The 20,843-nt window shown below is 47.4% G+C and carries 23 protein-coding genes and 1 riboswitch; of the genes, 7 read left to right on the top strand and 16 right to left on the bottom strand.

The annotated features are described in order from the left end of the window. Positions 1–27 precede the first annotated feature (27 nt). From ACE04G_RS10825 to ACE04G_RS10775, 11 genes are all read right to left on the bottom strand, one after another. Complete coding sequence (locus tag ACE04G_RS10825) at positions 28–801, bottom strand: LamB/YcsF family protein (protein ID WP_449004320.1); 774 nt, start codon at positions 799–801, stop codon at positions 28–30. After that, on the bottom strand, positions 801–1,832 hold the full coding sequence (locus ACE04G_RS10820; protein WP_449004319.1) for a 5-oxoprolinase subunit C family protein: 1,032 nt from the start codon (positions 1,830–1,832) through the stop codon (positions 801–803). Before ACE04G_RS10820 ends, ACE04G_RS10825 begins: the two co-directional genes overlap by 1 nt. Further along, positions 1,829–2,545 (bottom strand): 5-oxoprolinase subunit PxpB, encoded by a 717-nt coding sequence (pxpB, locus tag ACE04G_RS10815; RefSeq protein ID WP_449004318.1) that lies wholly within the window; start codon positions 2,543–2,545, stop codon positions 1,829–1,831. Before pxpB ends, ACE04G_RS10820 begins: the two co-directional genes overlap by 4 nt. A gap of 45 nt (positions 2,546–2,590) precedes the next feature. After that, positions 2,591–3,424: a DUF2785 domain-containing protein gene (locus ACE04G_RS10810; RefSeq protein WP_339306602.1), complete on the bottom strand. Its 834-nt coding sequence runs from the start codon at positions 3,422–3,424 to the stop codon at positions 2,591–2,593. A gap of 3 nt (positions 3,425–3,427) precedes the next feature. Next, a complete protein-coding gene (locus ACE04G_RS10805) occupies positions 3,428–4,018 on the bottom strand; it encodes a histidine phosphatase family protein (protein WP_221823925.1) in 591 nt (196 codons plus the stop codon). After that, a complete protein-coding gene (locus tag ACE04G_RS10800; RefSeq protein WP_221823923.1) occupies positions 4,015–4,605 on the bottom strand; it encodes a DUF1572 family protein in 591 nt (196 codons plus the stop codon). The genes ACE04G_RS10805 and ACE04G_RS10800 overlap by 4 nt, the downstream gene beginning before the upstream one ends. A gap of 68 nt (positions 4,606–4,673) precedes the next feature. Then, the gene (locus ACE04G_RS10795; protein ID WP_221823921.1) at positions 4,674–5,003 is read right to left on the bottom strand and encodes a DUF952 domain-containing protein; all 330 of its coding nucleotides are present in this window, start codon (positions 5,001–5,003) and stop codon (positions 4,674–4,676) included. A gap of 52 nt (positions 5,004–5,055) precedes the next feature. Next, a complete protein-coding gene (locus ACE04G_RS10790) occupies positions 5,056–5,613 on the bottom strand; it encodes a GNAT family N-acetyltransferase (protein WP_221823919.1) in 558 nt (185 codons plus the stop codon). Between the two features lie 28 nt (positions 5,614–5,641). Next, positions 5,642–6,049, bottom strand: coding sequence for a ribosomal maturation YjgA family protein (locus ACE04G_RS10785; protein ID WP_221823917.1), 408 nt, complete (start codon positions 6,047–6,049; stop codon positions 5,642–5,644). Positions 6,050–6,053: 4 nt separating this feature from the next. Then, on the bottom strand, positions 6,054–6,605 hold the full coding sequence (locus ACE04G_RS10780) for a GrpB family protein (protein ID WP_221823915.1): 552 nt from the start codon (positions 6,603–6,605) through the stop codon (positions 6,054–6,056). Between the two features lie 376 nt (positions 6,606–6,981). Beyond that, a complete protein-coding gene (locus tag ACE04G_RS10775; RefSeq protein ID WP_339306598.1) occupies positions 6,982–8,088 on the bottom strand; it encodes an Ig-like domain-containing protein in 1,107 nt (368 codons plus the stop codon). Between the two features lie 166 nt (positions 8,089–8,254). Between ACE04G_RS10775 and ACE04G_RS10770 the strand changes: the two genes are divergently transcribed. After that, the gene (locus ACE04G_RS10770) at positions 8,255–8,458 is read left to right on the top strand and encodes a hypothetical protein (protein WP_076253873.1); all 204 of its coding nucleotides are present in this window, start codon (positions 8,255–8,257) and stop codon (positions 8,456–8,458) included. A 224-nt stretch (positions 8,459–8,682) separates the two neighbouring features. Here the strand turns inward: ACE04G_RS10770 and serS are convergent, their stop codons facing one another. Beyond that, the gene (gene serS / locus ACE04G_RS10765; protein WP_449004317.1) at positions 8,683–9,981 is read right to left on the bottom strand and encodes a serine--tRNA ligase; all 1,299 of its coding nucleotides are present in this window, start codon (positions 9,979–9,981) and stop codon (positions 8,683–8,685) included. Between the two features lie 386 nt (positions 9,982–10,367). Here serS and ACE04G_RS10760 point away from each other — a divergent pair, with 386 nt between their 5' ends. Continuing rightward, positions 10,368–11,603 carry an MFS transporter gene (locus ACE04G_RS10760; RefSeq protein ID WP_449004316.1) on the top strand — a complete coding sequence of 412 codons (1,236 nt, stop codon included), beginning with the start codon at positions 10,368–10,370 and terminating at the stop codon, positions 11,601–11,603. A 420-nt stretch (positions 11,604–12,023) separates the two neighbouring features. Here ACE04G_RS10760 and ACE04G_RS10755 read toward each other — a convergent pair whose 3' ends face one another. Both ACE04G_RS10755 and ACE04G_RS10750 read right to left on the bottom strand, forming a co-directional pair. Then, the gene (locus ACE04G_RS10755) at positions 12,024–12,524 is read right to left on the bottom strand and encodes a DUF2798 domain-containing protein (protein WP_445253531.1); all 501 of its coding nucleotides are present in this window, start codon (positions 12,522–12,524) and stop codon (positions 12,024–12,026) included. A 137-nt stretch (positions 12,525–12,661) separates the two neighbouring features. Then, complete coding sequence (locus tag ACE04G_RS10750) at positions 12,662–14,062, bottom strand: phospholipase D-like domain-containing protein (protein ID WP_449004315.1); 1,401 nt, start codon at positions 14,060–14,062, stop codon at positions 12,662–12,664. Between the two features lie 435 nt (positions 14,063–14,497). Next, a riboswitch (TPP riboswitch) is annotated at positions 14,498–14,610 on the top strand. A 221-nt stretch (positions 14,611–14,831) separates the two neighbouring features. Here ACE04G_RS10750 and ACE04G_RS10745 point away from each other — a divergent pair. The 5 genes from ACE04G_RS10745 (at position 14,832) to ACE04G_RS10725 (ending at position 19,033) form a co-directional block, all read left to right on the top strand. Then, positions 14,832–15,872 carry an ABC transporter substrate-binding protein gene (locus ACE04G_RS10745; protein WP_449004314.1) on the top strand — a complete coding sequence of 347 codons (1,041 nt, stop codon included), beginning with the start codon at positions 14,832–14,834 and terminating at the stop codon, positions 15,870–15,872. Positions 15,873–16,126: 254 nt separating this feature from the next. Further along, the gene (locus tag ACE04G_RS10740; protein ID WP_105601532.1) at positions 16,127–16,417 is read left to right on the top strand and encodes an MTH1187 family thiamine-binding protein; all 291 of its coding nucleotides are present in this window, start codon (positions 16,127–16,129) and stop codon (positions 16,415–16,417) included. Continuing rightward, positions 16,417–17,175 carry an ABC transporter permease gene (locus ACE04G_RS10735; protein ID WP_221823899.1) on the top strand — a complete coding sequence of 253 codons (759 nt, stop codon included), beginning with the start codon at positions 16,417–16,419 and terminating at the stop codon, positions 17,173–17,175. Before ACE04G_RS10740 ends, ACE04G_RS10735 begins: the two co-directional genes overlap by 1 nt. A gap of 37 nt (positions 17,176–17,212) precedes the next feature. Then, positions 17,213–18,121 (top strand): ABC transporter ATP-binding protein, encoded by a 909-nt coding sequence (locus ACE04G_RS10730; protein ID WP_221823897.1) that lies wholly within the window; start codon positions 17,213–17,215, stop codon positions 18,119–18,121. A gap of 81 nt (positions 18,122–18,202) precedes the next feature. Further along, positions 18,203–19,033, top strand: a complete 831-nt coding sequence (locus ACE04G_RS10725; RefSeq protein WP_221823895.1) for a TatD family hydrolase — start codon at positions 18,203–18,205, stop codon at positions 19,031–19,033. A gap of 321 nt (positions 19,034–19,354) precedes the next feature. Here ACE04G_RS10725 and nfsA read toward each other — a convergent pair whose 3' ends face one another. Together nfsA and ACE04G_RS10715 are read right to left on the bottom strand one after the other, a co-directional pair. Continuing rightward, entirely contained in the window at positions 19,355–20,098 is a 744-nt protein-coding gene (gene nfsA / locus ACE04G_RS10720; RefSeq protein WP_221823893.1) for an oxygen-insensitive NADPH nitroreductase, read from the bottom strand. Further along, entirely contained in the window at positions 20,091–20,690 is a 600-nt protein-coding gene (locus ACE04G_RS10715; protein ID WP_076216037.1) for a TetR family transcriptional regulator, read from the bottom strand. Before ACE04G_RS10715 ends, nfsA begins: the two co-directional genes overlap by 8 nt. Between the last annotated feature and the right edge of the window lie 153 nt (positions 20,691–20,843).

Genomic DNA, 20,843 nt, shown 5'->3' with positions numbered 1-20,843 from the left:
ACTACTGTTTTCTACTGAACAGGCATATCATCCCGTGGTATGCGGGGATAACTTAATGCCTTCCGATTCCAACACACGACGAATCTCTTGAGCAAATGCGAGAGCGTTTGCTCCGTCACCGTGGATACAGACCGTCTCTGCCTTGATGGGAACCAATGTACCATCCGTGGATACAACTACTCCATCTTTCACCATCCGAAGCACTTGAGCAATCGCTTGTCCCGATTCTTCAATGAGGGCCCCAGCTTGGCTGCGAGGGGTTAGCTTACCATCCGCCCCATAGGTTCGATCTGCAAACACCTCGCTCACACTGCGCAGACCGATGCGATCCGCGGCGTGAATCAACTCACTGCCCGCCAGACCATACAGATACAGATCAGGCTGTACTTGATAGATCGCCTCGGCGATGGCTTCAGCAAGCTTCATATCTTCTGCGGCCATATTGTATAAAGCTCCATGCGGTTTTACGTGATGCATTCGCCCTCCACTTGCCCGGACAAAGGCATCCAGCGCACCGATCTGATACACCACCATGTCATATGCTTCCTGTGACGTAATGTCCATACGTCTTCTGCCAAACCCTTGCAAATCCGGCAACCCGGGGTGGGCTCCAATTGCCACCTGATGCTCCAATGCCCTCTCTACCGTCAGCCGCATTGTAGCCGGGTCTCCTGCATGAAATCCACAGGCAATATTGGCTGATGTAATCAAGGGTAGAATGGCCTCGTCCGATAGCGTGCGATATATACCATAACTTTCGCCCAGATCACAATTGATATCCAAGGTTTTCGAGGTATTCATTAAGCGCCCCCCATTCCTGCCATTCTTCTGCGTATCAGCTTATCTATGAGTTGCATATTGATTTCCTGTTCCATATACAACTGTCCGGCTTGATCATGCGTAATCTTTTTAAAAGAAATTTGGGTTCCTGGCCTAGCCTGAGCCAGGATTGGCATATCCACCCGAGCTACCTGTGCAATGACAGGATAACCTCCAATCGTCTGATGATCTGCCATCAAGATGATGGGCTGACCATCCGGTGGCACCTGCACCGTGCCATAGGTAACGGCTTCAGACAGCCGATCCAGGGGCTGATCCAGCTCCAGTCTGGAGCCTTGCAAGCGATAGCCCATCCGATCGGATTGTGGAGAAATCACGTATTTTTCCGCATAGAATTGTGCAAGACTCTCTTGGCTGAACAGCGAACTATCCTTGCTCTCCATCACACGAATAACAGGTTGCCCATAATAGTCAGGTCTTTCACGTTCAGATAAAAACCACGCAGGCGCCAATATTCGGTAGTCCCGCTCACTCTCCTTTACCTGCTGCTCCATACGCTGCATCCATATTCGCGCTTCGGCAGAAGGTTCACCATTGGATAACAGATCGCCCACGCGCAAGGCTCGCCCATCCATACCGCCAAGACCTGTCTTAAGGTAAGTACTTCGACTACCCATCACTTCAGGCACAGCTATTCCACCCGCAATCGCCAGATATCCACGCAAACCATGACGACATGGGCCAAATTTCAGTACACTTCCAGCCCGCACCAACACAGGACGCCACAAAGGTACAGGCAGATGATCCACCGTTGCCGTCAGATCGGCTCCACATAATGAGATAAGTTGACTCTCCTGAAATCGAAGCTCTGGCCCCGTCATCGTCATCTCCAGCACTGCCGCATGTCGGGAGTTGCCCACAAGCATATTGGCTGCTCTGGCTGCAAAGGTGTCCATGACCCCGCCAGGATGAATACCATACCGGCGATAACCGGTTCTGCCTTCATCCTGAACGGTAGATAACAGACCAGGGCGAATCACTTCAATACTCATCGTTCGCCCTCCTTCCGCTTCAACGCCAGATAGTCCTGCATCGTTATCTGTTCAAATCGAACCCGATCACCTGCTGCCAGCATACTCGGTACGTTCTCTTCCGGCCGAAACAACCGGAGTGGCGTTCGTCCAATACATTGCCATCCTCCGGGTGTGTCCACCGGATAGATTCCCGTCTGTTTGCCACCGATACCTACTGTACCCGCCTCAACCCGAAGCCTTGGCGTTGCCCGTCTGGGCGTAGCAATCTGTTCAGACAACCCGCCGAGATACGGAAAACCTGGTGCAAATCCAATCATATGTACGAGATAATCCCCGGATGTATGAATCGCAATAACGTCCTCTGCGGTCAGTCCATGTTCACTGGCAACGTAGTCCAGATCAGGCCCCCACTCGCCACCATAACATACGGGAATCGTGACCGTTCTGGACTTGTCTTGTACGGATTCCTTCATTTGATTCAACTGCTGAAGCAGAATCCGGCATAACTCGGGGTACGGGGAGATGAACGGATCATAAAATACTGTAACGGACGTATATGAAGGCACCCATTCGATCATGGCTGGCAAAGTGCTTTTTTCCAGCAAAGCACATACAGACATCACTCTGCGCTGCACAGCATCAGACAATTGATCCCCGCAATGGATGATAACTGCTGTCTCACTCAGCGGAGATAGGACCTCCTCGGTCCATGAATACGGCTGTTTGGTCATGCGCCATCTCCTCCTTTTCCCCACATCCATATATCTAGTATCCCGTTACTTTTCTCTCTCCAATGCCTGCAATACCAGTGAACAAACCGCCGGAAAAGGTTCATCTTCTTCTGTTCGTATCGCAATATAGAGTGTCTGTAAAAACAGACGCACATTCAGGTTCCTATGACTGGTTTCCAGAAGTGATCTGTCCTCCGCCTGGTCTTCTTGATGAAGAGAATCGATCCACACCGTAATATCCTTTGGCTCCAACAGATTGCGACGAAGAATGGTAATTACAGCATGCGCTATTCGCTGATCTTCATCATGGATGTAAACCACACTTGATTCCGTTATTTTTACAGCGAGTGCGTGCAGAAGTTCCAGCAGATCCGTTCGCTCCAGATATGGCGACTGTGCCAGATCTTCAACCGCATCCGCCGCGTGTGCGGGGGCGTGCGCCCAGCCCTTGTTATCGGCGTAGCCACGAACATCTTTTTCACGTTCCAGATATTTAGTCAACCGATGATGAATCCCTGCGATATCCTCTCTGTCCAGGAAAGGTCGCTGACGATCCACATTCAGAATTGGAGGCAGTAATAATACGGAGAACGTCCGCGTAAACACACTATCCATTCCCTGCTCTCCGATCCCATAGAACAGGTGCTGATCGTCCAGCGCCAACTGTAACACATGCCTTAGCTGCTCTTCCGAAAATACACCCTGTCCAATCCAGGTTGCAAACGTAACATAGATCAATTCATCCCGCAGGACAGGGTCAGTACTACCAATATGCTTCATCATATGCAGTGACAATTCGTAAGGCTGTTTCTCGTGATCAATGGAATGATTAGACGACTGAATATGCTGTAATTTTTGTTTTAACGTCAGAGCATCCATCTATTAAGACTCCCTGGACGAATCCAAATGCAAGCTGCAATTGTACAGCTCGCATTGCCATGCATTCTCATTCTTGGCAATCCGGGTAATAGATGTGTTGGACAACTTCACGCTGATATCCAGTTCAGGCACCAGACCTCGCAGTGTATTCCGTAGAACGGCACCATGACTGACAACGATCACTCTTCCATCGGGGTGCTGCTGTACAATATCTTCAAGCACCGCACTGCCTCGAACAGTCCCTGCATCTGCAAGCTCACGTCCCAGATCCAGGGTACCCCAGTCCGCTCCCCACTTGGCTAACCGTTCCTCTTCCGTTGTTCCTTCGACCTGTCCTCCGCCCATCTCGCGAAGTCTAGGGTCCAGATGTATCTCCTGAATGCCCAAGCGATCACCAATGATGCGAGCCGTCTCACTTGCACGTTCCAAGTCACTTGCATAGATGGCATCCCAGGATTCTTCGGCCAGTCTCGCAGCAAGCAATACTGCCTGTTCCCTGCCATCCTGATCCAGCGGATTATCCGTCTGTCCCTGCGAACGTTTTTCCTTATTCCACGCTGTGCTTCCATGGCGGATCAATGCAATTTGAGTCATTGTTGTTCCTCACCTTTTTCTATATGAAGTTCATCTTCTGTAAAATGTTTACGTGCCTTCGGCTTGGCAAATTTGCCGCCATTATATTGAGAAGAGCCGTTTCTCGGAATGGAGAGACTGTCCCAAGCTGTTTCTTTAAGCATTTTCGCGGCAAATACAATCTGCCCAACATGATACGGATAATGCGCCAATTGACGAATAATAGCCTCCATGACGGTATGACCTTCATTCCGAATATATATGATATGAGACAATTGTTCCGGGGTAAACGAACGAATGGATTCGAGTAGACAATTCCAGCCTTCCTCCCATTTGGAGAGCAACTCTTCCCGGGAAGAAATATCATTCACGAACTCGGCGTCCCGTTCACGCCACGGTTTCTCACCATCTGTTGTCAGTACACCCGTCCAACGGGACAGCATATTGCCCCATAGATGTTTTACGATTACCGCAATGCTGTTTGCGTCTTCATTCCAGGAATGAAACAATTGCTCGGACTCCAGTTGTGCCATGGCTTTTTCTCCGAGCTGCTTGTAATACAAGAATTGTTTCTCCGCCGTCTCCAGAAAAACTTGATTCATATCCATCCGTTAACCACCCTTCGGAAAAGCATGTTGTCCATGGATCATGTTCAAACAGAAGCGTCACATGTTATTTATTCAGGAAATGAGAATGTGCCGTCTGCATTCGGTTCAAATGGAATGGCTTTACGAACCGCATCCAGATTGAGTTCTCCATAGATATGTGGAAATAGTTCATTCAATTCGTAGAGATCCTCATATACCAGCTCAGGCTTTAACGCCTTCTCATCAATACTGAGTAATAACAGATCCGTGCGGCCTGCATAATATTGCCCGGCTACCCATGGGATCTGTTCCTTGGTGGAGCAATGAATGAATCCGTCCGTCTCCAGGCTATCTGGTGCATACTCACTCCCCTTTGACACTTGCTCCCACAACGAACGGGAAATAATACTATAGATCATGATTCCGCCTCCTTCAATTTCTGCGATGTACCCTATGTGTTCATTGGAAGTATTATAGATCATCCCGGATACGGGAGTACAATTTTTGATCCGTAAATACACCTTTGATCTTTAACTGTTTGCGTAGCAAACCTTCGTACGACATGCCCAGCTTCTCCATTACGCGTGCAGAGCCTATGTTGCCTGCATTACATTTCCCCTCCAGCCGATTGCAGTCCAGTTCCCGAAAGCAATAATCCACGATGGGTTGCATCGCTTCTGCTGCGAGACCCTTCCCCCAGTGACTGCTGGCTATCGCGTATCCCAGTTCAGCACTCTGCATGGGTTCATTGAAATGAAAAATGCCACCTCTCCCGATCAAGGTCCCTGTTTCCTTTAAAACAAAACCCCAGATATGTACTGTTTGCCGTTCATAATTATCCAGTACCCGCTGAATATATTGAATTGAATCCTCCACCGTCTCATGGCAGTTCCACAAGCTTTGCTGACTTACTCGCGGATCAGAGGCAAATGCATAATATTCATCGAGATCATCCATCGCAAGCCGCCTCAGCTTTAAACGCTGTGTTTCGAATTCGGGCGATTCGTCAAAAAGTTTTTCTACATTCATACAGCACCCCTCCATGATTCACTTGAGTTCATGATCCAGCCATCTTATTTCTCAGGAAATAACGATCTATCATAACCATGCACAGAATACCAACCGTATATCGAATCAGATCGATCACCAGAAACCCATGTCCCAAAATAAGAGCACCTAATACGGTTGAGCGTATCTCAATCAGCCAAGGCGTCTGAATCAACTGTGAGAACTCAATCATCCAGCTGAATACACAGCTCAAACACATCGCCCATACCAAGCTGCGACGAGGCCACACCATGCGTACCCCGAAATAAATCATGCCCGCCCAACATGCATCTCCGAAATGTTCATGCACCCAACCCGGCAATCGTTCACCAAAGTGTCTGGATGCGAGTCCTGCCGCCATGGTCATCATGACTGCGAAGAAATAGATCAGCCTGTCTTTGATATGTACGCTTTTCAATCAATCACACGCCTTCATCAAGCACTTGTAAAATAAATTGCGTTTTGGCAGCGGTATACGATTCCCTATCTTCCTTGTTCTCATCAGCAAGCTTTGTCTTCAGGACGGCGTAAGCTTCCACCAGATCTGGGCGTTTTCTCAGCACATCCCGAAACCGAATTTGACGATCCCAGCGTTCTTCTCCCGGGCGCATAAGATGAAGGTGTACAGCTCTCTTGCCATCCTTAACCCTGACCCAGAATCGTCTGTACTCCCGTCCATCCAATTCAGGCGGAACATAGTTCCAGCCTAACGGATTCAGCTGATCCGCAATCAGATTCATGTCGTCCCATGACTGTACCTCTGCCATCAGATCAATAATGGGTTTGGCGGGTAATCCGGGAATGGATGTGCTTCCGATATGTTCGAATGAATGGATATTATACTGCTGTAGAAGACGTTTGAGTTGCTTGATTTCTTCCTGAGCCTGTGCGTCCCAATTGGGGTTGGCCGGAGCAATCTCTACCAACTCTGTCGCCCAGGCAGGCCAGTTCTCAGGTTGCATTGAATCTTTCATTCAGGTACCTCCTCTTCACCATGACATTTTAAATGGTAACCTTCTCTGTATTTTTCATAGGTGCTTTGCTTCATGCGCTCAATCGTAGTGCTCCGTTGAAATGTAAGTATGGAACTTAGGGATAAAAGAAGATATTTCAGGTAAGTCAGATCACTAGAGTTAGCGTCTGAGCTTATAATCGAAGCTTTCATATTCATCCCATCCAATCCCCTTATATAGTTGTTAAAGCAGAAGGCATTTCAGATACATATTTCTATATATCCAAAAAAGGAGCGTATGTCTACGCCCCTTGGTTGTCTGTTACCTTGATGATTTTAACGTGTCATGTACTGATTTTATCTTTGAATTGATGCAAAGCACTTCATTATATAAATATTTATTTTACTGTCACAGGGATCGTCACTTTTTTGTTGCCCCACTTGGCCGTGATAGACGTTTTACCTTTGCCTACAGCCACGATCTTGCCATTTGTTACTGTCGCTACGCCCGGCTTTGTGCTGCTCCACACCGCACTGTTGGTCACAACAGTGGTTTTGCCCGTATCATACTGGGCCATCAGACTCAGCGTTGTACTTCCCTGTGGGGACAAAACAAGTTTTTTCTGGCCTGTAATCAACTTTTTGAGCAAAGGTACAACGGTAACCTCTGCCTTTATTGTCTGATTTTGATAAGTTCCTGTCAAGGTTGCTTGTCCTTCTGTCAGCGTCTTAACGGCTCCATTTTTCACGATAGCTACATTTGTGTTGGAAGAGGTCCATATCACTTGTTTCGAAAGGTTAATGGTTTTGCCATTCGCGTAGGTGCCGATGACCTTCAACGCCTTGGACTTCTTGATGTTCAGCTGCATTGTGGCAGGAGTAACCTCAACTTTGGTAATCTCGTCCGTCACAGCAACCGGGACTTTCACAATCGTTGTTCCGTACTTGCCTTGCAGCAATACTCTGCCGGGTGTAACGCCTTTGATTTTACCGTTTTCCAGGACAGCCGAAGAAGTGGATACGGACCACACAATCTCAGAAGTCACATCCTCTTCCTTGCCATTCGCACGTGTAATGCTTACTTTCGGAAGGGTGCTTTCACTGCCTTTAACAAAACTGTAGGATTTCGGTGAAGCTTTGATGCTTTTGATCTTCTCCTGCACTTGCACAACCAATTGGGCTTTAGCCCCGTCTACTTCTGCAAAAATCGTCGCTTCGCCCGCGGCCACAGCCTTGACTTTGCCTTTCACCATCGTCGCGACTGCTGCATTACTGGTGGACCAAGTCACGCCTTGGGTAACATCCTGCTTGTTATCAAAACCTTCAACCGTTGCCATCACCTGAAGTGCAGCTGTTTCGGAGACACTCATTTTCTGCGGGCTGCTATTGGTTATTTCAATCGATGTCACGTCACCAGTAGCCGCCAAGGCCAACGAAGGGACCAGTATTGTTAATGCCATAATTAGAGCGAGCGTGCCTCGAAGCGCCAGTTTGATTCTATTCATTTTTAATTTCCAACTCCCATAATCCAATATTTTACTTCTATTATATTATATCGGATACGAATTGCATAAAGTTGAATAACATAAGTGGGAATCTTGGAACAATTCATGATTTTCATTGTATAATATGGGAAGGTCGCGTAATACTAAAAAATGGGGTGGGATATGTATGATCGAAAAGAATTTGCTTGATATGGTTTCACCTAAAAATAACCGTAAACGTATGAAAGCTATCGTCACTTCGACATCCACCAAGATTCGTCCTGAAGACGAAATGGTTCTATTGATGAAAACAGCCCGCAATCGTTTCAAAAAAGCCCTTGAATCTGGACAAATTGAAATCATTAACGAGCGTGAATGGAAGCTGCGTTAGCATTTAAGAAATAATTTTTACTTACTTACATAAACGAAGAAATTTCTAATCAAAGAAGTAAGCCATATCTTAGGTCCAGCACTCAGTTAAATTAAGTACAAATTATTAGGAGAACAGATCGTTAAATACTCTATTTCAGTTTAAAAGGGGATGTTCCATCGTCACATGCAACATGACGTGTGGAACATCCCCTTTTTGAATTCCTAAAACGTTACCTAACCTCTCTACTTCACTTCATCCTGCTCTGGCAAAATCAAGCTCTCGGCACCGCCCATATAGGGCCGCAGGGCTGCCGGAATGTGAATACTTCCATCCTCCTGCTGATGATTCTCAAGCAACGGTATCAGGATACGCGGCGATGCTACCGCCGTATTATTGAGCGTGTGACAATAGGCCAACTTGCCTTCGGCATCCATGCACCGAATATTCGAACGGCGCGCCTGAAAATCATGCAGATTCGACGACGAATGCGTTTCTCCATATGCACCGCGGCTTGGCATCCAAGTCTCGATGTCATACTGTTTGTACGTTTTCTGCGACATATCTCCGGTACATACAGCGACAACACGATAAGGAAGTTCAAGTAATTGCAATAATTCCTCAGCGTGTCCCGTAATCTCTTGCAGCATGCGTTCCGATTCTTCCGCATCAGGGGCACAGAGAATGACCTGCTCAACTTTGGCAAATTGGTGCACACGATACAATCCGCGTACATCACGTCCGCCGGAGCCAACTTCACTGCGGAAACACGTCGATACCGCGGCCAGCTTCACAGGCTCTTGAACATCGACAATCTCATCCGCATAATACGAAACAAGCGGCACTTCAGAAGTGCCCACCAGCCACTTGTTCTCCCCTTGGAGTTCATAGACCTGATCTCGACCCGTTGGGAAGAATCCGGTGTTCACCAGTGCGTCCTCCCTGACCATCAGCGGTACTTCCATCGGTGTAAACCCATGCTTCAGCAGCAGATCAAGCGCAAATTGCTGTACTGCCCGATGTAATAACAGGCCAGCACCTTTTAATACATAACTTCGTGTACCGCCAATCTTAACTCCACGAGGAATATCGATGAGATCATGCAACTCCCCAAGTTCCACGTGATCTTTGGTGTTATACTCGAACGTTGGCACCTCTCCCACACGTCGCAGTTCTACATTATCTGCATCCGACGAGCCATTGGGGGTATCCGGGGATACGATATTGGGTACCAGCCATTGCAGCTTGGTTACTTCCTCCTGCACAGGGGCAAGCTTCGCTTCCACCTGTTCCAACTGTTCATTGAGCTGTTTCACCTGAGCGCGCAAACCCTCGGCCTGTTCCCTATTCCCCGCTTGCATTAGCTTGCCAATATCAGCAGATAACGTATTGCGCAACCTGCGACCTTCTTCAATTTCCTGCAAAAGTGCTCTACGTTCTTCATCCCGCTCTAACAATGTGCGAATGTTGATCTTGATTTTTTTCCCGTCTGCTGCGGCCTGAACCTCTTCTGCATGTGCACGAATCCACTTCATTTCCAACATGGTCACCGTCTCCTTTGGCTGTAAAAATACAAAGAGCGCCCTCATCCCTTGGGACGAGGAGCGCTCTGCTCGCGGTGCCACCCAACTTGCTGAATCAGGATATCCTGCTTCCAGCCTCTTGGTCCGCGATAACGGGCGGTTCCGGTTAACTTGGGAAATATCGCTCCCCTGGCGAAAACGCCTCCGAGTTGGATGCTCTTCAACGGCATGGTCCGATCTGTAATTGTTGGTCTCAGTATATACGAACGCCGGACCTAATTGCAACCTTCTGTATCGATCAGGAATTCATGGCACAACTTAACATGTACTGTTATGATAGACTTTGTCTTCAAGATTGCGCTTTATTGTGATCCTCAATTTATGTATATAAGTAGAAGGAGTTCTTTATGAAAAAATTACTTTGGATCGGATGTCTGTCCTATTTCCTGATTGGACTTGCCCACGTTGTGCTCGGTTCCATTCTGCCGGTTGCACTTGAACATTATGGCAAAGATTATAGCCAAGGCGGAACGCTGATCTTTGCTCAATTTGCCGGATTCCTCGGTGGTGTATTGTTATCTCCATGGCTGAACAGACGCTTTGGTAAACGGGGAGGCCTGTTAATCGCCACAACGTTGCTCTGTATCACAGAATTATCCTACATGCTGTTGCCACCGTGGGGTTGGATGTTCGTCATCGCACCCGCAGCCGGCTTTGGATTCGGAATGGTTGAAGCTGTTATTGGAACCATTATCATCGCTGCAATCAAAGACAATACAGCCGTTGCCATGAGTCGACTGGAAGTGTTATTCGGGATCGGAGCGATGGTCATGCCGCTCATTGCCAGTGGTCTGATTGCTGCCGGGTACTGGCGCCTTTCCTTTCTCGTTGTTGCGATCTGCGCAGCGCTGACCTTTGTTTTCTGGGCAAAAGGATCATTCGGTGAACTCGATAAGTTTCTGGAGCGACGTAGTTCTAATAACGGTTCAGTACATGCCCACACTGCTGGGACATCGGGTGAGATGCATCCCCCATCTGCAAGTACATCCAGTCCAACCTATCGTGGCCGTAACAGGACTCTTCTGGTATTATTCGTCCTGTTCTTCTTCCTCTATGTTGGCACAGAGATGAGTCTTGCGAACTTCATGCCGGCGATCCTGATTGAGAAAATGAACATGAAGGAAGCCGGAGCAGCGCTTAGTGTCACCTGTTTCTGGATTGCCATGTCCGTGGGACGACTCTTCGCCGGATATATCGCAGAGAAATTCCAATACCGCGTCTATGTTCTGTACAGTTGTCTTGCATCTGTTCTTTTGTTAATGGTATTTCCATTTACAAACCAAATCTGGTCTGCGTTTCTCATCATCTTGCTGCTTGGACTTGCGATGTCAGGCATTTTCTCCATTGCCCTTGTCTTCGCCAGTAAACTGCTGCCCGGAACAGAAGAATCCACACCCAGCATTTTGATTGCCTCAGGTGGGGTTGGCGGTGCCATTCTGCCTTTGACTACAGGATGGAGTCTTGATCATCTGGCGGTTAATCAGTCTGCATGGATGCTTGCCATCTTTGCAGTTGGCCTGCTTGTCATTAGCGTAATCACGTATCAATGGCAGAACAAACATATAGCGAATTCTGCGACTTAACAGTTATGTTTCGATCCAGTCCTGAGGATTAGAAATACCTATTAAAGAAATCGAAATGTCTACTGTCATAACCTGACGGTGGGCATTTTTTTGTAGCTTTACTTTGTATAAAGAACCTAGCACACGCTATTTATCTGCATTTTAGGATATTTGAAATCTAACGAATCCTAGAGACGTTATTATAGATAATTATCTTCAATTCAAGGTCTCCTTGCAATTTCTTAGCATAATAACGCCGCTGAGATTCGTTAGATTTTTCGTTCCCTAAAAACTGGCCTAATAAGATGTTCTCGATTCGTTAGCGCTGTAATTGTGGTGGAAGGTAGCCTATCTTTGCCTCAGATCACCTTTCATTACAGGTGAGAATACGATCTATTCATTTGCACAAGATTGCCCAGGAAATACTTATGACCAACCGAATCAAACACTTTTGTTAACGACAGGCACTACAGGGCCATTGCCTTTGATGAATTTACCGAATACATATCGGACGAGGGGTCCCAAAATGATCAATTGATATGGCAGCGCCAGGCTGAAGTTACGAGCAATGGTATGGAGATACGTACGGAATACGGATGACCCACTTAATTGATCAGCGAAATATGCTGAAACCATCCCATACAAGGACATGACCAGAACCATGCCAATCACCATAAAAAATGACATGGCTAGCACACCCAGAATTTTGTTGGACTTGTCAAAGGGCAAGGAAAAAGCAATCTTTCTCGCCACAGGGCCAACAATGAAAGACTCCACCAGAAACGCGATGACAAAACATAATATGAATTGAAGCAGTATCTCAAGCGGGGACATCTTACCGAGTAACCCACTGTGCCATAAATTGAATGTCATCATGACGACAACCATTCCTGTACACATCATTAATCCGAAAATAATTTGCTCCTTCTTGCTTGTTGGCAATTCTCTCATCCTCTCTGTTTACCTTCGTAATTATAGAGATGAGGAAACCCTCCACATAAGTGAACATTCTGTGAACAGTTGTGATTTTTCCAAATTAAAATTTGTAAAAGTAGCTATATCTATTAGCTGGTTCTTCTCTACAACAGAAATCTCCAGAGAAAAGACAGTTTGGATAAAGCTGTGATTGCCATTCGTTTGAACACAGAGCCTTTCTGATTCGCAGATTCTGCTGGATGCTCACCTTTATTCACACGTGTACTATGTGTACGTTTGATATCCATAGCTTCTGTTAGTTCGTTGGCGAATGCAGAACCAGAAATGACCACAGCAGATTCGGTATTTAGAAAGGCGGATCTGGGATCAAGGTTATACGAACCAACCATGCTGAGGTAATCATCCATGACAAATGATTTGCCGTGTATGGAATAAGGGCCTTGGTATTCATAAATGGCCAGATTGGTATCAAGCAACCGTTTCTTAGAGCTTAAGTATCCCGCGAAAGCCAAAGGGTTAGGGGTCTGCTGGATTGAATTGGTTACCATGACCCATTCTGCTTTTGGATTCATCGACAGATGTACGGCTTTCTTCATTTTCTTGGTAGGAATGGCATATGGCGTCTGAAGGTACACCTTCGACTTTGCTTGATTGGCGAAATGAACAAATGCTCTCCACATGATCGGGTCTTTATACAGCCTTTGGATTGGATTGTGAATGAAAGCGACGTGGTCGGAACGAAGAGCCTCTTGAGCCCATTCCTTCGGCAACACTTTAACAAAAGGATCGCTCTGAGCCCGAGCTTTTTTATATAACTGAGCCAGCCGAGCCAGCTCTTTTAACCCCTTTGCATGATGTTGACGTTTGGCATGTTTTTCTGGTTTGGTGAATGGATGTTCCCATAACAGATCTATATATTTTTTCATTTCAACAACTGTGCTGTTCGTATTATGGTTTGGATTGTAAACAAGGACATCCCGATCGAATACATAGTCTTTTTTGGGTTGCAATGCCATGTATCTATCACCAATATTTTGGCCGCCAATGATGCCATATGTGTTGTCGACAAGAAAGATCTTGTCATGCAGACGGTTATGCCATGTCCATGGCATAACTATGTTGAGTGGTTCATAATACCTTAACTCCACATTGGGGTGAGCTGCAATGGCATTAGGAATATCACGCAATTCTCCGCGCATGTTGTGAAAAATCCCGTCTAAAATGATTCGAACATGAACACCCCGATCAGCTGCATCGAATAAAGCAGCAAAAAAGAGTTGAGATGTTTTTCCTTTTTGGATGGAGTAATAAGCCAGGTCGATGCTTGTTTTTGCCTCTCGAATGGTCTGGATTCTCACCTGACCGGATTGAAAGCCGTCCTCCAAGAGCAGTACGCGATCTGTCGTACTTCCTGCGGTTAACAATTTTTGCATATCCGTATTTTCAATAGTAGATGGAGACGGAACCAAAAATAAAAGGTAAGCTGTGAAAAAAACGTAGACACAATAGGACAGAATAATTGCGAATATGGTTTTAAGGATCATTCAGTACGCCCCCATTTTTATGTAAAAAGTAATTATTTGTATAGCAGTACTATCTCCTTTTGTATCTAAATTATGTTGTTTAAATGAAGCAAGCGTCTCCGGTCAAGGTCAATCGATCAAGAGCTGATCACTGAAATAGGGAAAGCAGCCCTGATGCGACGAGATATCAAACATCGGATTTGATCCAAGTTTTTGTTGAAAACCTTCCAGATCCTCAGCACTGAGGCTATGGCCCACTATCCGATGCTTTTGCACTCAGCCAGATTTCCTTATATGATTCGCCACGATAATTATTGAAAATAACACATCTAAACAGGCTGATATACATATGTATAACGGCCTGTTTGATAAGTTCATACGTGTCCCCATCCAGTTCCTGACTGGACACGTTCCACCCGCTGGCCTATAATTACACCTAGTAATGCCCGTAACTTCATAGTTTCCCAGGGGAGTCGGAATTGGCCGGCTGAGAGTGTATCCCACCAAGATACTAACCCTTAGACCTGATCTGGATCATGCCAGCGTAGGAACCGGAGTATATCGAAATGGCACAGCCCTATGGCTGAACGCCACCTCTCTAACGCCTGCACGCGTCCCGGAATACGGGGCGCTTTTTTAATGTTCTTTTATATAGCCAGAGAGCTAAAAAAAGTGACGTTATCCAGATCTCAACTGGTATAAATCTGTCGATTTATGCAAGATGATTGGATATGAAGCCAAGGAGTACCCCGTGCCAATCGGCCGGACATACCGAAGGAGAGAACCACAGATGAAATGGCGTAAAACGATGGGATTGTTGCTCTTATGCGTGCTTATGGTGACTGTAGCCGCATGTGGTGGCAAAGAAGCTGCCCCAGCTGGGCAGAACGGCAACACAAATACGGAAAGCAGCAACGAAGGTGACACTGCCGCCCTGAAAGATATTAAAGTGGTGCTCGACTGGACACCAAATACGAATCATACCGGCCTGTATGCAGCTGTAGATCAAGGTTTTTACAAGGCCGAAGGCTTGAACGTGGAGATTGTACAACCAGGTGCCGGTGGCGCAGATACGATGGTTGCCTCCAATGAAGTACCGTTTGGCGTAAGTTATCAGGAGAGTGTAACTCAAGCCCGCACACAGGGTGTTCCTCTCGTCTCCATTGCAGCAGTTATTCAGCATAATACATCCGGGTTCGCCGCTCCGGCGAATCGGAATATCAAATCACCGAAAGATTTTGAGGGTAAAACCTATGGCGGTTGGGGTTCCCCTGTGGAAGAAGCCGTGATGCAATCCATTATGGAAGGCGACGGAGCCGATGTATCGAAAGTGAAAAACATTAACATGGGTGACGCTGACTTTTTCACCGCAGTGAAACGGGATATTGATTTCGCGTGGATTTTCTACGCCTGGACAGGCATTGAAGCCGAACTGCGCGGGGAACCGATCAACATGTTATATGTGAAGGATTATTCAGAAGCATTGGATTACTACACGCCTGTCCTCGTAACCAACGAGCAAACGATCCAAAACGACCCTGAGTTGGTGAAAGCATTCCTGAAAGCCACCTCCGAAGGGTATCAATACGCAATTGATCATCCCGAAGACGCAGCCAACATTCTGATCAAGGCTGTACCGGATCTGGATAAGGAATTGGTGCTGGCAAGCCAGAAATGGCTTAGTCCAAAGTACACAGATGACGCCCCGCGCTGGGGAGAACAAAAACAGGAAGTGTGGCAAAACTACACTGACTGGATGTTTAGCAAAAAACTGCTGGATGAACAGATCGATGTGAGCAAGGCATATACAAACGAGTTTTTACCCCAATAAAAATTGCTTAAGTTTAACTTTTTTACACAAGAACGAAGAGTGCAGAACCCATCTGAAGAAGCGAAGCGCTCACCTAAAAGCTTTCTGAAAGAAAGCTGCATCGGAAGCATACGCTATCCCGGATTTCCTCCATTAGAATTCATTAAAGAAATCCGGGGATAACAGTGATCGTAAGAGGGTACTGCAATCGGAGTGATAAGTGTAAACCTGGTTCAATTTCATGCAATTTAACACGAAAGGAGCCGTGATCTCTCATGGCAAGCACACTGCTTAGCATTCAAGTTATTCCGAAAACGCCAAATGGCGAGAACTCTTACCCTTACGTAGATCGTGCCATTGAAGTTATTCAGCAATCCGGCCTGAAATATCAGGTGAACCCGCTCGACACCACGATGGAGGGGGAACTGGAGGAACTGCTGGAGGTTGTCCGTAAAATGCACGAGGTACTCGTGGAGGCTGGCAGCCCAAGCATCATCTCCCAGATCAAAATCGCCCATAGCCCTACTGGCTTCAGCATGGATACCCTGACGGAGAAGTATCGCTAATGCATGCCTATTTCAAAAGTGTATGGCCGCCCATTGTGGCGGTTATTCTCTTTATAGCGATATGGCAGGGAGCCGTCTCCCTCTTCCATATTGAGAAATGGATGCTGCCTGCACCGTCCGATATCGCCCGCGAAGCAGCAACTCAGGCCGAACGGCTTGGCATGCACGCTTCCGCAACCATTCAGTTAACGCTTATCGGATTCGCCGCTGGAACAGCGGTTGGATTACTGATTGCGATGGTGCTGCATTTGGTCCCTTTTCTCAAGTCAGCCCTGTACCCTCTACTTATTCTTAGTCAAAATATCCCGACCATCGCGCTCGCGCCGCTCCTGTTAATCTGGTTCGGATTCGGGCTGCTGCCCAAGCTGATTACGATCATCCTGGTCTGTTTCTTCCCCGTTGCGGTGGCGGCTATGGACGGCTTGACCCGTACTGACGCGGCCATGATGAACTATATGCGCATGGCTGGTGCGAAACGTCATCATTTCTTCTGGAAGCTGGAGCTCCCCCATGCGCTGCCATCCGTGTTCTCCGGTGTCAAAATCGCCGCTACCTATAGCGTGATGGGTGCCATCATTGCCGAATGGATTGGTGCAGACAAGGGTATTGGTTATTATATGATGCTGCAAAAGTCGGCTTATCGTACGGACCGCTTATTCGTGGCGATCATGATTATTGTCGCGCTCAGCTTGCTGCTCTTCCTGTTCATTGCCCTGCTGGAGAGGCTGCTCGTGCGCTGGCGGCCACAGAAGCGGTAGTAAAGCATGTAATCTGTATATAGGAAGTGATGACCATATGAATCGACAACAGGATGAACAAGTCCAGCCTGGACGAGGAGCAAGTGTAATAGAGCCAACGCACGGTGAAAAGTTTAACTCGGCTACGCCTGATCGACCTGCCAACACGACTCCTGCTCCGGTTCCACCTGCACTGGACGTTGTTAATGTTCATGCATCATTCCGTGAACGGCGCAGCAAGCTACCGGTTCTGAACGGCCTGTCCCTGACTGTGGAGCAAGGCGAGTTTGTTGCTATCGTTGGACCTTCTGGCTGTGGCAAAAGCACTCTGTTCCATATCATCGGCGGTCTGCTGAAGCCACAGGAAGGCCAAGTGCTTATGAACGGTCAGAATGTAACGGGACAGCGTGGCAAGATAAGTTATATGCCCCAACAGCCCGCCCTTTTCCCTTGGCGTACCATTGAAGATAATGTACTGCTTGCTGGAGAAGTAGCTTCAAGCGCTCCCCCTCGGAACGAAGCACTTGCAGAAGCTCGTAAGTGGTTAAGCAGCGTGGGTCTTGCCGGGTTCGAGCAAGCCTATCCTCATATGCTGTCGGGCGGAATGCAGCAGCGTGCGGCATTTTTGCGCGCCCTGCTCAGTCCGCAGGAACTCATGCTGCTGGACGAACCTTTCAGCGCGCTGGATGCACTGACACGCAGCGACATGCAGCGCTGGCTGCTCGATATCTGGGAACAGAACCGCCGCTCGGTGCTGTTCATCACCCATAATATCGAAGAAGCATTGCTGCTAGCGGATCGGGTCTATGTATTATCCAACCGACCTGCAACGGTGTTGCACGAGGTACATGTTCCTTTTGATCGCCCAAGACGAGAAGAAATTACGGAGGAATCCGCTTTTCTGGAGCGTAAACGGCAGATTGCACAGTGGATGCGAGAAGAACAGCAGAAAGCCCGCCTATCATAATAGCGCGGGTTTTTAAGTTATTATTTTCCTTTAATGGGTGATCCACTACAAGAAATTCTGCGTAACATAGTTAGAATATAAATGACCACAAGGAGGAATTCCCTCGTGCATTCTCAAGCTTTTGCACCATTAATTGATGCTCATATTCACTTCGATCAGTATACCCCTGACGAACAACGCGAGATGCTGCTATCTTTCCCGTCTCAACAAGTCGAGGCAGTCATCGCCGTGTCCATGAATCTCGCTTCTTCCCAGGCCAATCTGGAGCTTGCAAAACAACATCCACGTAACATCTATCCAGCCTTCGGTTTCCATCCAGAACAGGAACTGCCGTCCGTTGTAGAAATGGACCTGTTCTTCCAATGGATCGAGAAGCATATTGGACAAGCTACAGCCATAGGAGAAGTCGGCCTCCCCTATTACAACCGTCAGGAAGCGGAGCAGGCAGGGCAGCGCTTCGATCAGAGCGGGTATATCGAGTTGCTTGAACGTTTCATCCAGCTCGCCAAAAAGCACAACAAACCACTTGTCCTTCATGCGGTATACGAAGATGCGGATATCGTCTGTGATTTGCTGGAGCAAAATCAGTTCCGACGCGCCCATTTCCACTGGTTCAAGGGTTCTCGCGAAACCATAAGGCGTATGGCTGATAATGGCTATTTCATCTCTTTCACGCCAGATATTCATTACGAAGAAGAGATTCGTGAACTCGCCCGGCAATATCCATCGGAACAAGTCATGGCCGAGACCGACGGACCTTGGCCCTTCGAAGGACCATTTCAGGGACGAATGACACACCCTGCCATGACCAGACAGGTCATCCAGGCATGGAGTGAGATCACCGGCATGGGAACCGAGCGGGCCGCCCGGCTCTTTTATCAGAACACAAAGCGTTTCTATGGCTTAACTTGAGTACAATCAGGTAACAGCAAGTACTATCGCTTGTCCTGCCAGCACAACACAAAGAAGCCAGTCGGCTTCGCCCCGACTGACTTCTAGTCTACTATTATATATCAGTTGAACTAAATTTTTACACAGGAACGTAGAGGACAGAAATAACCTGAGGAAGCAGAGCGGTCGTCTAAAAGCTTTCTGAAAGAAAGCTACTTCGGAAGCATACGCTATCACTAGATTTTCACCTTCACAAAAATTGGATCAAAAAATCTGGGGATAACAGCGATCGGAAGGTTGTTCTGTCATCGGAGTGGCAAGTGTAACTACCTTCAGTTCAACTTAACGCTTCAAGAATCCTTTGCCTTCCAGGAACGGTCTCACTTGCAACCGTGTCGGCTCAGTCAGGCGCTTCGCCATCAGTTCGGACCATGGAGTCGTTCGTTCACCGTTAGTCCGTTCTTTCATGTACGCCGTCGTTGTCTCATCATACTGCTCAACACCTTTGATGCTCTGCTCGGCATTATAACGATTATGATGCAGGATTGCATCCAGCGGCAGACGCGGCCGAATTCCCGTTTCCTGATCTGCAACACCAATGCACATGCCATACACCGGATATACTCCTTCCGGCAAATCCAGCAACTCAGCTACTTCCTCAATCCGGGTACGAAGCCCCCCAATATATACGATTCCGAATCCTAGTGACTCCGCTGCAAGAGCGGCATTCTGGGAAGCCAGAGCAGCATCAATCGTGGCTACCATGAAATTCTCTGTTGAATCAGCATACGATTCCTTTTCAGGAAGATGACGTTTCGCAGCATCACTCAGCCGATACAGATCAGCACACCATACGAGAAACACCGGACATTCATTGACGTAGGCCTGATTGCCTGCCAATTCAGCCAGCTTGGATTTCTGCTCTATGTCAGTCACAGCAATGACGGTATAGGCTTGTACACTACTTGAAGAAGAAGCCATCTGACCCGCTGCTACGATGGCTGCAAGCTGCTCATCACTCACCGGGTCAGGCTTGAATTTGCGTACAGAGCGGTGTTTCATCATTAACTCAATGGTTTCATTCATGGCTGTTCACTCCCAATCCTCGAAGTACGAACTCAATTGTCTGCTCAGCGAGTTCGTCTGTATTCATATCCTGATATTCAAAGCCAAACCGTGAATTCTTGGCCCGTTTGTGTGCCAAGGCCACACCCATTACCTGAAGCATCGCATAAGTTACGGACTCAATCTGAAACAATCCCTGGTCTTTTCCTTCTTGCAGAAGTTCCTTAACTCGAGTCCAGACGGGGTCCAGAAAACGAAATACGGTAGCTGTGCGATGTGTACGAAGTGTAATTTCAAGCTGCACAATATCGCTCATCTCCCGATCCGTCATCGTGAACTTCACAACTTCACCAATAATTCGTCGGATGCCTTCCACAGGCGAGGACATGGATTCTTCCGCCAGCGAGTTCATCATATGCCCAGGGAAAAAATGCTCAAATAAGGCTTCGAACACCTTTTCTTTGCCGCCAAAATGGTATGAGACCAGTGACACGTTCGCACCCGCCTCATCACAGATTTGACGAACACTCGTCCCGTCATACCCCTGCTGTGCAAAAAGCTTCTTGGCTGCAAGCAATATCCTCGTTTTGATATCCAATTCCGGTTCAGTCATTCCGTCCCGCTCCCTCTTATCCGTTCATTTCATCCGCTTCAGCTCAAGGGCTGTAGTCAGGTACTGTATCTGTCTATTATATTACACCAAGCACCCCGATGAAAATCATCGGGGTGCTTGTCCTATCTATGAAGCAATGGTATACATCTGCTG

The organism is Paenibacillus sp. AGC31, assembly GCF_057334655.1.
The sequence above is the reverse complement of the archived record's forward strand: the minus strand, read 5'-3'. Positions and strand labels throughout refer to the sequence as shown.

Excerpts from the sequence above, each read along its gene's own strand:
- nfsA (WP_221823893.1), bottom strand. The coding sequence starts at position 20,098 with ATGAATGAAACCATTGAGTTAATGATGAAACACCGCTCTGTACGCAAA.
- pxpB (WP_449004318.1), bottom strand. The coding sequence starts at position 2,545 with ATGACCAAACAGCCGTATTCATGGACCGAGGAGGTCCTATCTCCGCTG.
- ACE04G_RS10745 (WP_449004314.1), top strand. The coding sequence starts at position 14,832 with ATGAAATGGCGTAAAACGATGGGATTGTTGCTCTTATGCGTGCTTATG.
- ACE04G_RS10730 (WP_221823897.1), top strand. The coding sequence starts at position 17,213 with ATGAATCGACAACAGGATGAACAAGTCCAGCCTGGACGAGGAGCAAGT.
- ACE04G_RS10725 (WP_221823895.1), top strand. The coding sequence starts at position 18,203 with ATGACCACAAGGAGGAATTCCCTCGTGCATTCTCAAGCTTTTGCACCA.
- ACE04G_RS10715 (WP_076216037.1), bottom strand. The coding sequence starts at position 20,690 with ATGACTGAACCGGAATTGGATATCAAAACGAGGATATTGCTTGCAGCC.
- ACE04G_RS10805 (WP_221823925.1), bottom strand. The coding sequence starts at position 4,018 with ATGACTCAAATTGCATTGATCCGCCATGGAAGCACAGCGTGGAATAAG.
- ACE04G_RS10780 (WP_221823915.1), bottom strand. The coding sequence starts at position 6,605 with ATGAAAGATTCAATGCAACCTGAGAACTGGCCTGCCTGGGCGACAGAG.
- ACE04G_RS10775 (WP_339306598.1), bottom strand. The coding sequence starts at position 8,088 with ATGAATAGAATCAAACTGGCGCTTCGAGGCACGCTCGCTCTAATTATG.
- ACE04G_RS10770 (WP_076253873.1), top strand. The coding sequence starts at position 8,255 with ATGATCGAAAAGAATTTGCTTGATATGGTTTCACCTAAAAATAACCGT.
- ACE04G_RS10740 (WP_105601532.1), top strand. The coding sequence starts at position 16,127 with ATGGCAAGCACACTGCTTAGCATTCAAGTTATTCCGAAAACGCCAAAT.
- ACE04G_RS10795 (WP_221823921.1), bottom strand. The coding sequence starts at position 5,003 with ATGATCTATAGTATTATTTCCCGTTCGTTGTGGGAGCAAGTGTCAAAG.
- ACE04G_RS10810 (WP_339306602.1), bottom strand. The coding sequence starts at position 3,424 with ATGGATGCTCTGACGTTAAAACAAAAATTACAGCATATTCAGTCGTCT.
- ACE04G_RS10790 (WP_221823919.1), bottom strand. The coding sequence starts at position 5,613 with ATGAATGTAGAAAAACTTTTTGACGAATCGCCCGAATTCGAAACACAG.
- ACE04G_RS10735 (WP_221823899.1), top strand. The coding sequence starts at position 16,417 with ATGCATGCCTATTTCAAAAGTGTATGGCCGCCCATTGTGGCGGTTATT.
- ACE04G_RS10760 (WP_449004316.1), top strand. The coding sequence starts at position 10,368 with ATGAAAAAATTACTTTGGATCGGATGTCTGTCCTATTTCCTGATTGGA.
- serS (WP_449004317.1), bottom strand. The coding sequence starts at position 9,981 with ATGTTGGAAATGAAGTGGATTCGTGCACATGCAGAAGAGGTTCAGGCC.
- ACE04G_RS10750 (WP_449004315.1), bottom strand. The coding sequence starts at position 14,062 with ATGATCCTTAAAACCATATTCGCAATTATTCTGTCCTATTGTGTCTAC.
- ACE04G_RS10820 (WP_449004319.1), bottom strand. The coding sequence starts at position 1,832 with ATGAGTATTGAAGTGATTCGCCCTGGTCTGTTATCTACCGTTCAGGAT.
- ACE04G_RS10825 (WP_449004320.1), bottom strand. The coding sequence starts at position 801 with ATGAATACCTCGAAAACCTTGGATATCAATTGTGATCTGGGCGAAAGT.
- ACE04G_RS10800 (WP_221823923.1), bottom strand. The coding sequence starts at position 4,605 with ATGGATATGAATCAAGTTTTTCTGGAGACGGCGGAGAAACAATTCTTG.